Below are 13,377 nucleotides of genomic sequence, written 5' to 3'. Positions count from 1 at the left end.
GTTATTCTCCTTCAGGCGCCGGAGCAGCGTCCGCCTTGCGGGGACCACGGCCACGACCACCCGGACGACCGGTGCGAGCACCGTCCGGACGATCACCACGCGGAGCGCGGCGCGGACGACGTTCTTCTTCACGCGGGGCGGCGGTTTCCGGCGGCAATTCGCCGTTGGCCAGCATGTCGCCCTTGTAGACCCAGACCTTGATGCCGATCACGCCATACGTGGTGTGGGCCTCGGAGGTGCCGTAGTCGATGTTGGCCTTGAGGGTGTGCAGCGGCACACGGCCTTCGCGATACCACTCGGTGCGGGCAATTTCGATACCGTTCAGACGGCCCGAGCTCATGATCTTGATGCCTTGGGCACCCAGACGCATGGCGTTCTGCATCGCGCGCTTCATGGCGCGGCGGAACATGATGCGCTTCTCGAGCTGTTGCGAGATCGAGTCGGCGATCAGTTGAGCATCGGTTTCCGGCTTGCGGATTTCTTCGATGTTGACGTGCACGGGCACGCCCATCAGGCGCTGCAGATCAGCCTTCAGGCTTTCGATGTCTTCGCCGCGCTTGCCGATCACCACGCCCGGACGAGCCGAGTAGACGGTGATGCGGGCATTCTTGGCGGGACGCTCGATGATCACGCGACCGACGGAGGCGCTCTTGAGCTTCTTCTTCAGGTACTCGCGGACGCGGATGTCTTCGGCCAGCATCGTGCCGAAGGCCTTGTCGTCGGCGAACCAACGCGAGGACCAATTACGGGTGACCGCGAGACGGAACCCAGTGGGGTGAATTTTCTGACCCATCGTGACTCCTTAAGCTCCGACCTTGACCGTGATGTGGCAGGTCTGCTTCTCGATACGGTTGCCGCGGCCCTTGGCGCGAGCGGAGAAGCGCTTCATCGACTGGGCCTTGTCCACGAAAATCGTGGTGACCTTCAGTTCGTCGATGTCGGCGCCGTCGTTGTGCTCGGCGTTGGCGATGGCGGACTCGACAGCCTTCTTCAGGATGACGGCGGCCTTCTTCGGCGAGAAGGTGAGGATGTTCAGCGCCTGCGAGACCGACTTGCCGCGGATCAGATCCGCAACCAGACGCGTCTTTTGAGCGGAGATGTGAACCCCACGGATAATGGCAGTAGTTTCCATCGCTTACCTCTTCGCCTTCTTGTCCGCGGCGTGACCCTTGAACGTACGGGTCAGCGCGAACTCGCCCAGCTTGTGACCGACCATGTTCTCGTTGATGTACACGGGAACATGTTGCTTGCCGTTGTGCACAGCGATCGTCAGACCGATGAACTCGGGCAGGATCGTCGAGCGACGCGACCAGGTCTTGATCGGCTTCTTGTCTTTGCCCGCGACGGCCGTGTCCACCTTTTTGATCAGGTGAGCATCGACAAACGGGCCTTTCTTGATCGAACGTGACATAGTGTTCGCCTCTTACTTGCGCTTGCGCCGTTGGACGATCATATTGTTCGTCCGCTTGTTGCGACGGGTCTTGAAACCCTTCGCCGGAGTGCCCCACGGGCTGACCGGTTCGCGTGCTTCACCGGTACGGCCTTCACCGCCACCGTGCGGGTGATCCACCGGGTTCATGGCAACGCCACGAACGGTCGGGCGGACACCGCGCCAACGCATTGCACCGGCCTTGCCGATTTGGCGCAGGCTGTGTTCTTCGTTACCGACTTCACCGATGGTGGCGCGGCATTCGATGTGCACACGGCGGACTTCACCCGAGCGCAGACGCACCTGAGCGTAGACGCCTTCGCGGGCCAGCAGGACGGCGGAAGCGCCGGCCGAGCGGACCATCTGGGCACCCTTGCCAGGGATCATTTCGACGCAGTGAATCGTCGTACCCACCGGGATGTTGCGGATCGGCAGCGTGTTGCCGGCGCGGATCGGGGCTTCGATGCCCGACACCAGCGTGGCGCCCACTTCCAGACCGCGCGGAGCGATGATGTAGCGACGTTCGCCGTCGGCGTAGCACAGCAGAGCGATGTGCGCCGTACGGTTGGGGTCATATTCCAGACGCTCGACCTTTGCCGGGATGCCGTCCTTGTCGCGACGGAAGTCGACGACACGGTAGTGCTGCTTGTGGCCACCGCCACGATGACGGACCGTGATGTGACCGTTGTTGTTACGGCCGGAACCACGGGTCTTCTTTTCCAGCAGCGGCGCGTAGGGCTCGCCCTTGTGCAGGTTGGGACTGACAACCTTCACCATGCCACGACGGCCAGCCGAAGTCGGCTTAACTTTTACGAGGGCCATTTACTTCACCTCCGCAAAGTCGATTTCCTGGCCGTCCTTGAGCGAGACGTAAGCCTTGCGCTCATCGCGACGACGGCCAACGAATCGGCCAAAGCGCTTGACTTTGCCCTTACGGTTGAGGACCTGCACGGACTCGACCTGCACCTTGAAGAGCAGTTCGACGGCAGCCTTGATTTCCGGCTTGGTAGCGTCAGCCACGACACGGAAAGCGATTTGCTGATTCTTCTCGGCGACGAAGGTGGCCTTTTCGGTCACGATCGGGGCCAGAATGACTTGCATCAAGCGTTCAGCGTTCATCCCAGCATCTCCTCGAGTTGAGCGATGGCCGGCTTGGTGATCAGCACTTTCTTGTAGTGGACCAGCGACAACGGATCGGCATAACGGGGCTCGACAACGGCAACGTGCGGCAGGTTGCGGGTGGCGAGGTAAACATTCTCATCGACGCTGTCGGTGATGATCAGGACCGAGTCCAGGCCCAGGCTCTTCAGCTTTGCAGCGGCAGCCTTGGTCTTGGGCGATTCCAGATCGAACGATTCGACGACGGCGATGCGGTCTTCACGAGCCAGTTGCGACAGGATCGAGCGGATCCCGGCGCGGTACATCTTCTTGTTGACCTTCTGGCTGAAGTTCTCTTCGGGCGAGTTCGGGAAAGTCCGACCACCGCCACGCCACAGCGGCGACGAAGTCATACCGGCGCGAGCGCGGCCGGTACCCTTCTGGCGCCAGGGCTTCTTGGTCGAGTGCTTGACTTCGGCACGATCCTTCTGAGCGCGGTTGCCGGCACGGGCATTGGCTTGGAAAGCCACCACGATCTGATGAATCAGCGCTTCGTTGAAGTCGCGGCCGAAGATCGTGTCGGGCGCGCTGAAAGTCGCGGCGGCCTGACCTTGGTCGTTCAGGAGCTTGAGATCCATTTACTTACGCTCCCTTCTTGGCCGGGGCCTTGATGGCCGGGCGCACGACGATGTCGGCGCCAGCATGGCCGGGGACGGCGCCCTTGACCAGCAGCAGGCCGCGCTCAGCGTCAACGCGAACGACGTCGAGGTTTTGAACGGTGCGGGTGACATCACCCAGGTGACCGGCCATGCGCTTACCCGGGAAAATACGGCCCGGATCTTGAGCTTGACCAATCGAGCCCGGGACGCGGTGCGAACGGGAGTTACCGTGCGACGCGCGTTGCGAACCGAAGTTGTGGCGCTTGATGGTACCGGCGAAGCCTTTACCGATGCTGGTGCCCGTGACGTCGACCTGTTGGCCGGCTTCGAACACCGATTCCACGGCGATCACGGCACCAGCCGCGAATTCGGCGGCGCGGGCGGGATCAAGGCGGAATTCTTTGAGGATGCTGCCGGCTTCAGCGCCGGCCTTGGCATAGTGGCCCGTTTGCGGCTGAGCCACACGCGAGGCACGACGAGTGCCATAAGCCACCTGGATCGCGGCGTAGCCGTCGGTTTCCAGCGACTTAACTTGGGTCACGCGGTTGTTCGACACGTCCAGCACGGTCACCGGGATGGATTCACCTTCCTCGGTAAAAATGCGGGTCATGCCGACCTTGCGACCCACCAGCCCCAGCCGGTGAGCGGCGGGCGTGGGTGTCGAATTCGACATCGTTTTCTCCATTCCCGACTGCGATTGGTCGGGGCTAATCAGGCAAAAGGTAACGGCCTTTGCCCTACGACTATGTTCAACCAGGGAATGAATCAGGCCGCTCGAAAGAGGCCAGCCTTCCCATAGCTGGTCATGCCACAAAATGGCAAGCTTGGCATATTAGCATGTTTTTTCCAGCCAACACAAGCACTTAGCCCGCTTTGGCCGTCGCGGCGGCGCCGCCGCCGGCATCCGCGCCCCTGATTGGCCGCAACGGCTGCCGTCACGGGCCAATGCGGCAGTAAGCGCCTACTAACTGCGCGCTTTGCCGGCGGAATTATTGCCGAGAAACAACAACTTGCGCGCCGCCAGCCGCGGCGGCCCGGGTCTAACCGTGCCCCCGCACCCGCTGAAGTTCCTCGCTGAAGCGCCGGATGGCGGGCGCAATACGCTCGATCGGCGTATTGCCGAACCCGATGACGAAGCCGGTCCTGGCCGGTTGGTTCATGCAGTAGCCGGACATCGCCGGAACGTCGATGCGATGCGCCAGCAAGGCATTCGAGACGGCCATATCGTCCACGGCGACCTTCGGTATCGCCGACAGGTGCAACCCGGCGCCCGTCGCGGAAATGTCCAGTTCGATGCCCGGCAGGCTCTTGAGGCACTGCACCACCAGGTTGGCGCGCTCGCGGTAGCGGCTGCCCATGCGCCTGATGTGGGCGGCGAGCTGACCGCTGCCCATGAAGTCGGCAATGACCCCCTGCATTGGAACCGCCGCCTGGAAGGAAAAGATGTGATGGCCGCGCGAAAAGGCCTCGATCAACGCTTCGGGCACCACCATGTAGGCCAGATTCAGCGCCGGCGATACGGAGCGATTGAAGTTCCCGATGTAGACCACCCGCCCTCCGCGATCCAGGGCGGCCAGCGGCGGCAAGGCACGGCCGCTGAAATGAAAGGCGTTGTTGAAGTCGTACTCGATGATCCACGCATCCCTGTCCCGTGCCCATTCCAGCAGGTTCAGGCGCTTGTGCAACGGCATCGTGCTGCCGAACGGAAACTGGTTGGTCGGCGACGCAACGATCAATTTGGCATGGGGCGAATACGCGTCGAACCGCTGGCAGTCCAGGCCTTCCTGATCGATGGGAACGTGGACCAGGCGCAGGCCGCCGCAGGTCAGCGCCGCGACCCGGGTCAGGTACGCGGGATCTTCGACGATGACTTCGTCTTCCGGGTCGGCCAATACATGGCCGGCCAGCAGAAATCCTTGCGTCGTTCCGCTGATCACCAGGATCTGCTCCATGGAACAGGTCAGGCCATGGGCCTCGCGCAGATACAGGGCAATCTCCCGGCGCAGATCGGGCAGGCCCAACGGGCTGCCATAGCCCAGATCGGTCGTGGGAGCGGAGCGCCAATACTGCGCCGACACCTTGGCGAACTGGTCGAACGGCAATTGATCCAGGGCCGGCACGGTGGGACTGAGGCTATAGGAGCCGTTGCGTTCCGAAGGTAGCGGCAATCGAAGCAGCGCCCCCGCGCGGCGCGAAACATGGGGAGGCGCGTGCTGCTGGCCGTCGGGCGAAGGGCTGGTATCGCGCCGAGGGCGGCTGTCTTCGGGCAGATCCGCGGCAATGAATGTGCCGATGCCGATTTTTCCTTCGACGTAGCCCTCCGAGAGCAGTCGGTCGTATACCAGGATGATCGTGTTGCGCGACACATGGAGTTCGGCCGCCAGCTTGCGGCTGGGCGGCAAGCGCGCACCCTTTTTCAAATCTCCGTCCACGATGCGCTGACGTAGCTGGTCGAATATCTGCACGTGCAACGGCAAGGCGCCTTGCCGGTCAATCGATACCGCGCACCAGACCGGGTAGTTGAATTTCTGCGTCAAATCAATCACCCCTTGCAGGCCGGCCCCCAACGCCGGACAGCGCGCCTCTACGCGCCGTGCACATTGTAATGTCGCGCACGGCGGCAGCCCCGCTACACCAGCGCGGTCTCCAGTATCCGCAGCGCCTCCCGGTGCCGTTCCGGGCTGCCGGACGCCACCAGGCGATTGCCGGAGTAGATGGTCAGCGCGCGCCCTTCCCAATCGGTGATCACCCCTCCCGCCCCTTCGATCACGGGAACCAGCGCGCAGTAGTCCACCTCGCGGTGGCGGCCGCAGTCGATGGCGATGTCGATCGAACCGCTGGCCACGCAGCCGTATGCATAGCAACTGGAGCCATACACGCACCATTTGGCCGAGGCGCGCAAGGTATCGAACGCCTCGCGCTCTTTGGGGCCGAACGGCTCCGGATTGCTGCAGGACATCAACGCTTCGCCAAGCGCCGGGCATGCCCGGCTTTGTATCGGCATGTCATTGAACGTGGAACGCATGCCGCGCGCGCCGGCCCAGCGGTCGTGCGTCACCGGATGATCGATGATCCCGACGATAGGCGCGCCATGCCATGCCAAGGCAATGAGCGTGCCGTAGATGGGAATACCCGTGATGAATGCCTTGGTGCCGTCGATCGGGTCTATGACCCAGACAAACTCGGCCTGCAGATTCTTCCCGTCGAATTCCTCGCCCAGGATGCCATGGTCAGGATACCGGTGCTGAATCAAGGTACGCAGCGTTTCCTCGATGTTCTTATCGACGTCGGTAACCGGACTGTCGTCCTCCTTGGTGTCGAAACCGCGCCTGCTATGCAGGTTTTCGCGCAGAATTGCGCCGCTGGCATTGGCCAGCTCATGCGCGAATGCCAGAAACTCGGTCATCAATGCGGGCGAGACGGACGTGGGCACGGCTACTCCAGTTGCAATACGTGGTGAAAAATGGGCCATGCGTTTCAATGCACGGCATGCATGTGCCGCGACAGACGAAACTCCAGTGCGCGCAAGACGTAGTTGGCGGCATAGGCGAACACCAGATAAATGCCTGCGGCGGTCAGGAAGACCTCATAGGGGGAAAACGTGCGCGACACCAGCGTATTGGCCACGCCAGTCAGATCCGAGATCGTGATGGCGCTCGCCAGGGACGTGCGCTTGATGGTCTTGATCACTTCGTTGCCGTATGAGGGAAGCGCGAGCAGCACTGCCCTGGGCAGGATGATGTTCTGGTACAGGGCGCGGATGGAGAACCCGAACGCGCGGCCGGCTTCCACCTCCCCTCGCGGCACCGCCTCTATCGCGCCTCGCAACACATGCGTCGTGTAGGCCGCGGTATTGAGCGTGAATGCGACCACCGCGCACCAGTAGGGGGTACGCAGATACTGCCAGGCCCAGCTTTCCCGGACGGCATCCAATTGCGCCAGTCCGTAGTACACGACAAAAAGCTGTACCAGCATGGGGGTGCCGCGAAACACCTGGCAAAACGCTTCGACCGGCCAGCGCAGCCACCAGGCGGGCTGCACACGGGCAATCGCCAACGGAATGGCCAGCAAGGTGGCAAGCACCATCGTCAGCGCGAAAAGCTCCAACGTGACGACCGCGCCCTCCAGCAACAGGGGGAAACTGCTTACCATCAGCTCCAGATTCATGGCTGAACCATCCTTTGGCCGCGAGCGCTATGCCGCTCCAGACAATGCAGCCCCCAGGAACTGACCAGGGTAAGGCTCAAGTAGATCGCGCCCGCCGCCAGGTAGAAAAACAGGGCGCGTCGCGTGTCGCTGGTCGCCAGCGCGGACACATTCATCAATTCGCTCAATCCGATCACGGAAATCAAGGAAGTGTCTTTCAGCGTGGAGATCCAGATATTGCCGAGTCCCGGCCAGGCGAACCGCAACAACTGAGGGCACGTAACCACTCTGAAAATGCGCCATGCCGACATGCCCGCCGCCTTGGCGGCCTCGATCTGCCCGTTGGGAATCGCGAGGAAAGCGCCTCGGAAGACCTCCGCCGCATAGCCGCCGAAAACCAGCGACAGCGCGAACACGCCCGCGGGCAAGGGCGCGACCTCGATCGTTGCCGGCGTGGCGCTCACCCACGACCAGAGGCGGCTGAGCGCCACCGTGCCGCCAAAGTAAATCAGCAGAATCAGCAGGAGCGGAGGAATGCCGCGGATGGCAGTGACATAGCCTTGAATCAACTTCCGGACCATTGCGTGCCGGGAGAGCGCGGCGGCCGCCGCCGCCGCGCCCAGCAAGGTGCCGCACAGCGCGGAAGCAAAGGCCACTTCCAGCGTGGACAAGGCGCCCCGCGCAAGGGCCGGTCCCCAGCCATCGAAGATATCCATAGCGCCACTATCCATGAATCGGGTTTCGGTTTCCGCCCCGACGTGCCATCGCCGGAGCGGCTTCTGTGAATGGCGGTGCGCCCTCAGTGCCAGACGGATGGCAGGACGCTGAAGCTCCAGTACCGCTGGTTGATGGCCTTGAAAGTGCCGTCGTCATACATGCCTTGAAGCGCGGCATTGATGGCTTCGCGCAATGCCTGCGCGTCCTTGCGCAATCCGAAGGCGACGCCAGAGCCGAAATACTGGACGGATTCGATTTCCGGGCCGACAAACTGATAGTTCTTGCCCGCGTCCTGGTTCAGGAAATCGCGCTCTACTTTCAACGGCCCCACCAGGGCCAGATCTATGCGCCGCGCCGTCAGGTCCAGAAGCAGGTTTTCGGCGGAGTCATAGCGCGAAATCTGCACGCCGGGGAAGACCGCCGCGAGGTAGGTGTCGTTCGTGGTGGCGCGCTGCACGCCGACGATTTTCCCTTTCAAGGCAGCGGGGTCAGGCTTGCCATCGGCGTCGAAAGGCTTAATGCCCTCTCGGCGTTCGCCCAGAAACCTTGCGGTGGATGCCCGATAGGGAATGGAGAAGTCGATACTGTTCTTGCGTACTTCGGTAATGGACAGGCTGGCGGCGATCACATCTATCTTCTGAGCCAGCAGCGCGGGAATGAGGCCATTGAAATCAAGGCACACGAATTGCAGCTTGGCCTGGATCCGGTCAGCCACTTCGGATACGACATCTATCTCGAAACCCTTGAGTTGCCCGGACATGTCGCGATAGCTGAACGGCGGGTAGGTGCATTGCACCCCTGCCCTGATGGAACGGTTGCCGCTCGGCTCGGAAAGCGTATTGCCCGTCGCCACCGCCGCGGCGCTCAACGCGATAGCCGCGACACCGCATGAGATCCATGTTTTCATTGCCACCCCTTGTTCCGTTAGTTGTCGATGAGCGCGCCAGCGAGCCCCGGACTGGCTACAACACGCTTGCGATGAATTTGCGGCAGCGCTCTGATCGCGGATTGCCGAACAACTCCGCCGGCGACGCGCGCTCTTCGACCTGCCCCTGATGCAGGAAGAGCACCTCCGTGGACACTTCGCGCGCGAATCCCATTTCATGCGTGACCATCACCATCGTCCGGCCTTCTTCCGCCAGCAGCCGGATGACCTTCAGGACTTCACTTACCAGCTCCGGATCCAATGCCGAGGTCGGCTCGTCAAACAAGAGGATCTTCGGGTCCATCGCCAACGCGCGGGCAATAGCGCAGCGCTGCTGTTGCCCTCCTGAAATCTGGCCCGGGTAGTGGTGCACGCGATCTTGCAGCCCCACCTTGTGCAACAGCGCTTGCGCCCGCTCGGCGGCTTCCTTGCGGCTCATGCCCAGCACGTGCACGGGTGGCGCCATCACGTTTTCCAGCACCGTCATGTGCGACCACAGATTGAAGTTCTGGAACACCATGCCGATGCCTGCCCGCAGCCGGCAGACCTGGCGGGCGCTGCGGGGAACAAGGGCCCCTTGCCGGTTCTGCCGCGTCGCGACCTGCTCGCCGCCTATCGTGATCGAGCCGGCGTCGGGCACTTCAAGAAAATTCAGGCAGCGCAGGAACGTGCTTTTGCCGGAACCGCTGGACCCGATCAGCGTGATGACATCGTGCTCACGGGCGCGAAGGTCGATGCCGGACAGCACTTCTATCGAACCGAAGCGCTTACGGATGCCTTCGGCGACCAGGATATCCGCGGCGGAACTGTGTCGGTATGAACTCACTGCATGTCTCCGGATCGAAGCGTTTCTGATCGCCTGGGCGCCATCTCAGAAAGTGCCTGGATAGGCCCCGCCATCCAGCAGCAGGTTCTGTCCGTTGATGTAGCCCGCGTGGGCGCTGCAAAGGAATGCGCAGGTGCGGCCGAATTCCTCGGGCACGCCGAAGCGGCCGGCGGGATTCCTCGCCTTCCATTGCGCGACGACCTCTTCGTAGCTGCGCCCCGACAACGCGGCATCCGCGCGCAAGGTCGCTTCAAGCCTGTCGGTGGTAAAGGGGCCGGGAAGCAGATTGTTGATCGTGACATTGCGGCTGACGGTGGATCGCGCCAAGCCCGCCACGAACCCCGTCAATCCGCTGCGCGCGCCATTGGACAAGCCCAGAATGTCTATCGGCGCCTTGACGGCGGCGGAGGTGATGTTGACGATCCGCCCGAATCCGCGTTCCATCATGCCGTCCACGGTTGCCTTGATGAGCGCAATCGGCGCCAGCATGTTGGCGTCCAGCGCGGCGAGCCAGTCATCGCGCGACCATTCGCGGAAATTGCCTGGCTTCGGCCCGCCCGCATTGGTAATCAGGATGTCAGGCTGGGAGCACGCCGCAAGAATCCGGGCGCGCCCTTCGTCGGTCGTTACGTCGGCGGCAACCACCTCCACCATGACGCCCGCAAGATTCCTGATCATGCGGGCCGTGTCCTCCAAGGCCTCGCGCCCGCGCGCCACCAAGGTCAGGTGCACGCCATCTTCGGCGAGCGCTATCGCGCACGCCCGCCCAAGCCCTTTGCTGGCTGCGCAAACCAGCGCATGCCTGCCTTTGATTTCCAGATCCATGGCTGCTCCCGATCAGATGAATTCCGCGCTTACATCGCCGAATGGGGTATAGCGGGAAACGACTTTCATGCCCGCCTCCGCACGGTATTGCCGCGTAAACGAACCGGACATGACGCGCATGCCGGCTTCCAGGGGTAAATCGAATTCCGCGAGCTTGTTGGCCAGCCACTGCACGGACAGCAGGCCGCCTGCGCCCATTACGGCCGCCCCCGTCGCCTGCTCCTGGACCTCGCCGTTCACGATCACCTGAACCGCCGCCTCGGCCAGGCGCAGGTTCGCCGGCGTCAGCGCAACCGCCTGGCCGCAGACGTAGGCTTTCTGCTGGGCGTTGTCGGCCATTGCAAGGGGCAGATTTCCCGCGAACGGGCCTCTGACTTCGACGATCTCCAAGGCGGGCGCGGCATGGCTCACCGCCGCCATGACGTCATCCAGCGTAACGCCCGGCCCACGCAAGGTCTTGCCCAGGGTCAGGCACAGTTCATTTTCAAAGCCCGGCTGCAGCAGATCCGCGCATCGGTATTGCTGGCCGCTGGCGTGTTCGCCGCTGTGAAGCAAGTATCCGAAACAGGGTTCATGGACCTGTTGCTGGACCCGCATGGCCTCGGCCGTGAGGCCGACTTTCCAACCCGACTGCCGTTCGCCGGCCAGGCGCTGGCGCCGCAGCATGGCCAATTGCACTTCGTAGCCTTGGCGCAGGGAAAACTTCCCGGACCACTCCGCGGGCATATGGCGCCCTTGCCTTGCGGCGCTCCACAGTTCGTCGGCGATGTTCTCGATATCCATACTGATCTCAATGAGGGAGGCGGGCGTTGGCCAGGAAGCCGGCCAGGCGGACAATTGCGTCGTCGATGCGTTCCGGGCTGCTGGCGTAGCACCAGCGGAGATAGCCTTCCCCTTCGGGGCCGAACGCAATCCCCGGCGCCAGGCCCAGGCCCGTCTCGGCGACCAGCCGCTTGCAGAAATCGAGGCTGTCGCGGACCCCTTCGATTCTGAAGAAGTTGTACATCGCGCCTGGGGCCGCGGCGGCCTGTTCAACGCCCGGCACCGAAGCCAGCGACGCGCGCAGATGGTCTCGGCCCCGCCGTAATCTGGCCACGGTATGCGCGATGGTCGTCTCGCCCTGCGCGAGCGCGGCGACCCCGGCGCGCTGGACGAACGGCGGCGCGCAGGTCGTGCTGAATTCAATCAGTTTCCCGATTTCGGGCAATAGCGCAGGCGGCGCCACCACCCATCCCAGCCGCCAGCCCGTCATCAGCCATGCCTTGGAAAACGAGTTGCAGCTAACGTGCCGATCCTGTTCGTCGGTCAGATCGAGAAACGACGGCGCGCAATTATCTTGGTAATAGAGACGCTCATAGACGTCATCGCTGACAATCCAGATCCCGCGAGCCCGGCAATGCTCCAGCAGGGCTTTCTGCTCTGACGCCGTCATGCACCAGCCCGTGGGGTTGTTCGGTGCGTTCACCAGCAAGGCGCGCGTGTCCGGCGTCAATGCATCCAGCAATTTCTGTAGATCCAGCGCCCATCCCCGCGCCGTGAAATCCAGGGCGACGGTATGCACCTGCGCGCCCAGCACCTTGGGCATTTCGACGAGGTTGGGCCACAACGGCGTGACGGCCACGACGCGGTCGCCGGGGCCGACCAGGGCTTGCATGGCCACCGCCAATGCCGAGGTGCCCGAGCTGCTGATGGCAATGCGGTCCTGGCCGATGGCGCCATGCAATGCCGTCAGATAGGCCGAGAGGCTCTCGCGCAAGACGGGCATGCCCAGCGTCTGGACATAGAACGTGTCTCCCTCCTGGATGGCCTGCACGGCTGCCTGGCGGATGTAGGGGGGAGTGGCCTCGTCCGGCTCTCCGAACCAGAAAGGAAGCAGGCCGGGCTTGCCCATTCCGGCATTGGCCACCTCGCGGATCTGCGAGGAACGCAGAGCGACTGCCGTTGGCCGCGCCTCGGGTCGATAGTCCGTAAGCATTTCCGCCTTGTCTCCCTTTTGTCGTTGTTTATGGGATAGGCAGTGTCCCGGCTCGGAGCGCGGTCGGCAAGAACCAATAAACGAAGCAGATAGGAGCCACTGTCAGGACAGCCGCGGCGGCGCTGTTCCCGGGCCGCCTGTGCGGCCCGTCCCGCCTCGGCGTCCGTGGGCCGGTGCAGCGGATCTCGGAAAAAACAAAATGGCCGCAGTCCCGAAGGATTGCGGCCATCTTTTCACGAACCTGCCGGCGAAGGTAGCAGGCTCGATATACGCCTTACTGCAGCGCGATTTCGACGTCGACGCCGGCCGGCAGGTCCAGACGCATCAGGGCGTCAACGGTCTTGTCGGTGGGATCCACGATGTCCATCAGGCGCTGATGGGTACGGATTTCGAACTGGTCGCGCGACGTCTTGTTCACGTGCGGCGAACGCAGGACGTCGTAGCGGCGGATACGCGTGGGCAGCGGCACCGGGCCACGGACAACGGCGCCGGTACGCTTGGCGGTATCGACGATTTCAGCGGCCGATTGATCGATCAGCTTGTAATCGAAGGCTTTCAAGCGGATACGGATCTTTTGGTTTTTCATGGCGTTTCCTAAAGAACGAAAGACGAGGGCGGCGTTGCGCCCCCGCTGGTTGGGTGCTGCTTATGTGATCCGGATTACTTCAGGATCTTGGCGACGACGCCGGCGCCGACGGTGCGACCGCCTTCACGGATGGCGAAACGCAGGCCTTCTTCCATGGCGATCGGGGCCAGCAGCTTGACGGTCATCGTCAC

The 13,377-nt window shown here is 62.8% G+C and carries 18 protein-coding genes; all 18 read right to left on the bottom strand.

Translation table 11 applies throughout. The annotated features are described in order from the left end of the window. Position 1: 1 nt before the first annotated feature. Entirely contained in the window at positions 2-793 is a 792-nt protein-coding gene (rpsC, locus tag AVE30378_RS18080; RefSeq protein WP_129242252.1) for a 30S ribosomal protein S3, read from the bottom strand. 9 nt (positions 794-802) lie between these two features. Beyond that, the gene (gene rplV / locus AVE30378_RS18075) at positions 803-1,132 is read right to left on the bottom strand and encodes a 50S ribosomal protein L22 (protein ID WP_013397017.1); all 330 of its coding nucleotides are present in this window, start codon (positions 1,130-1,132) and stop codon (positions 803-805) included. Between the two features lie 3 nt (positions 1,133-1,135). Next, on the bottom strand, positions 1,136-1,411 hold the full coding sequence (rpsS, locus tag AVE30378_RS18070; protein WP_006216555.1) for a 30S ribosomal protein S19: 276 nt from the start codon (positions 1,409-1,411) through the stop codon (positions 1,136-1,138). A gap of 12 nt (positions 1,412-1,423) precedes the next feature. Further along, entirely contained in the window at positions 1,424-2,251 is an 828-nt protein-coding gene (gene rplB, locus AVE30378_RS18065; RefSeq protein ID WP_129242251.1) for a 50S ribosomal protein L2, read from the bottom strand. Next, positions 2,252-2,548, bottom strand: coding sequence for a 50S ribosomal protein L23 (gene rplW / locus AVE30378_RS18060; protein ID WP_129242250.1), 297 nt, complete (start codon positions 2,546-2,548; stop codon positions 2,252-2,254). It lies immediately after the preceding gene. Next, positions 2,545-3,165 carry a 50S ribosomal protein L4 gene (gene rplD, locus AVE30378_RS18055; RefSeq protein WP_129242249.1) on the bottom strand — a complete coding sequence of 207 codons (621 nt, stop codon included), beginning with the start codon at positions 3,163-3,165 and terminating at the stop codon, positions 2,545-2,547. Before rplD ends, rplW begins: the two co-directional genes overlap by 4 nt. Positions 3,166-3,169: 4 nt before the next feature. Beyond that, entirely contained in the window at positions 3,170-3,859 is a 690-nt protein-coding gene (rplC, locus tag AVE30378_RS18050) for a 50S ribosomal protein L3 (protein WP_043541546.1), read from the bottom strand. Positions 3,860-4,226: 367 nt separating this feature from the next. Then, positions 4,227-5,753 (bottom strand): MocR-like pyridoxine biosynthesis transcription factor PdxR, encoded by a 1,527-nt coding sequence (pdxR, locus tag AVE30378_RS18045; RefSeq protein WP_165360226.1) that lies wholly within the window; start codon positions 5,751-5,753, stop codon positions 4,227-4,229. A gap of 62 nt (positions 5,754-5,815) precedes the next feature. Beyond that, positions 5,816-6,619 (bottom strand): inositol monophosphatase family protein, encoded by an 804-nt coding sequence (locus AVE30378_RS18040; protein ID WP_208742408.1) that lies wholly within the window; start codon positions 6,617-6,619, stop codon positions 5,816-5,818. A 44-nt stretch (positions 6,620-6,663) separates the two neighbouring features. After that, a complete protein-coding gene (locus tag AVE30378_RS18035; RefSeq protein ID WP_129242246.1) occupies positions 6,664-7,353 on the bottom strand; it encodes an ABC transporter permease in 690 nt (229 codons plus the stop codon). Then, the gene (locus AVE30378_RS18030; RefSeq protein WP_165360225.1) at positions 7,350-8,048 is read right to left on the bottom strand and encodes an ABC transporter permease; all 699 of its coding nucleotides are present in this window, start codon (positions 8,046-8,048) and stop codon (positions 7,350-7,352) included. Before AVE30378_RS18030 ends, AVE30378_RS18035 begins: the two co-directional genes overlap by 4 nt. A gap of 83 nt (positions 8,049-8,131) precedes the next feature. After that, positions 8,132-8,956, bottom strand: a complete 825-nt coding sequence (locus tag AVE30378_RS18025) for a transporter substrate-binding domain-containing protein (protein ID WP_129242244.1) — start codon at positions 8,954-8,956, stop codon at positions 8,132-8,134. 55 nt (positions 8,957-9,011) lie between these two features. Continuing rightward, on the bottom strand, positions 9,012-9,800 hold the full coding sequence (locus AVE30378_RS18020; protein WP_279636200.1) for an ABC transporter ATP-binding protein: 789 nt from the start codon (positions 9,798-9,800) through the stop codon (positions 9,012-9,014). Between the two features lie 45 nt (positions 9,801-9,845). After that, on the bottom strand, positions 9,846-10,625 hold the full coding sequence (locus AVE30378_RS18015) for an SDR family oxidoreductase (RefSeq protein WP_129242243.1): 780 nt from the start codon (positions 10,623-10,625) through the stop codon (positions 9,846-9,848). A gap of 12 nt (positions 10,626-10,637) precedes the next feature. After that, positions 10,638-11,462 (bottom strand): 2-keto-4-pentenoate hydratase, encoded by an 825-nt coding sequence (locus AVE30378_RS18010; RefSeq protein WP_165360224.1) that lies wholly within the window; start codon positions 11,460-11,462, stop codon positions 10,638-10,640. Continuing rightward, positions 11,416-12,600: a pyridoxal phosphate-dependent aminotransferase gene (locus AVE30378_RS18005; protein WP_129242241.1), complete on the bottom strand. Its 1,185-nt coding sequence runs from the start codon at positions 12,598-12,600 to the stop codon at positions 11,416-11,418. Before AVE30378_RS18005 ends, AVE30378_RS18010 begins: the two co-directional genes overlap by 47 nt. A 274-nt stretch (positions 12,601-12,874) precedes the next feature. Continuing rightward, on the bottom strand, positions 12,875-13,186 hold the full coding sequence (gene rpsJ, locus AVE30378_RS18000; protein WP_003806903.1) for a 30S ribosomal protein S10: 312 nt from the start codon (positions 13,184-13,186) through the stop codon (positions 12,875-12,877). 74 nt (positions 13,187-13,260) lie between these two features. Continuing rightward, positions 13,261-13,377 (bottom strand): EF-Tu C-terminal domain-related protein (locus tag AVE30378_RS17995; RefSeq protein WP_482757187.1); only part of this gene is annotated, 117 nt, incomplete at its 5' end.

The organism is Achromobacter veterisilvae (assembly GCF_900496975.1).
Taxonomy (GTDB): domain Bacteria; phylum Pseudomonadota; class Gammaproteobacteria; order Burkholderiales; family Burkholderiaceae_B; genus Achromobacter; species Achromobacter veterisilvae.
This window is presented reverse-complemented; position numbering and strand designations above follow the sequence as displayed.

What these genes read in the sequence shown, in the direction of transcription:
- rpsC (WP_129242252.1), bottom strand. Translation starts at nt 793, where the DNA reads ATGGGTCAGAAAATTCACCCCACTGGGTTCCGTCTCGCGGTCACCCGT.
- rplV (WP_013397017.1), bottom strand. Translation starts at nt 1,132, where the DNA reads ATGGAAACTACTGCCATTATCCGTGGGGTTCACATCTCCGCTCAAAAG.
- rpsS (WP_006216555.1), bottom strand. Translation starts at nt 1,411, where the DNA reads ATGTCACGTTCGATCAAGAAAGGCCCGTTTGTCGATGCTCACCTGATC.
- rplB (WP_129242251.1), bottom strand. Translation starts at nt 2,251, where the DNA reads ATGGCCCTCGTAAAAGTTAAGCCGACTTCGGCTGGCCGTCGTGGCATG.
- rplW (WP_129242250.1), bottom strand. Translation starts at nt 2,548, where the DNA reads ATGAACGCTGAACGCTTGATGCAAGTCATTCTGGCCCCGATCGTGACC.
- rplD (WP_129242249.1), bottom strand. Translation starts at nt 3,165, where the DNA reads ATGGATCTCAAGCTCCTGAACGACCAAGGTCAGGCCGCCGCGACTTTC.
- rplC (WP_043541546.1), bottom strand. Translation starts at nt 3,859, where the DNA reads ATGTCGAATTCGACACCCACGCCCGCCGCTCACCGGCTGGGGCTGGTG.
- AVE30378_RS18035 (WP_129242246.1), bottom strand. Translation starts at nt 7,353, where the DNA reads ATGAATCTGGAGCTGATGGTAAGCAGTTTCCCCCTGTTGCTGGAGGGC.
- AVE30378_RS18030 (WP_165360225.1), bottom strand. Translation starts at nt 8,048, where the DNA reads ATGGATATCTTCGATGGCTGGGGACCGGCCCTTGCGCGGGGCGCCTTG.
- AVE30378_RS18025 (WP_129242244.1), bottom strand. Translation starts at nt 8,956, where the DNA reads ATGAAAACATGGATCTCATGCGGTGTCGCGGCTATCGCGTTGAGCGCC.
- AVE30378_RS18015 (WP_129242243.1), bottom strand. Translation starts at nt 10,625, where the DNA reads ATGGATCTGGAAATCAAAGGCAGGCATGCGCTGGTTTGCGCAGCCAGC.
- AVE30378_RS18005 (WP_129242241.1), bottom strand. Translation starts at nt 12,600, where the DNA reads ATGCTTACGGACTATCGACCCGAGGCGCGGCCAACGGCAGTCGCTCTG.
- rpsJ (WP_003806903.1), bottom strand. Translation starts at nt 13,186, where the DNA reads ATGAAAAACCAAAAGATCCGTATCCGCTTGAAAGCCTTCGATTACAAG.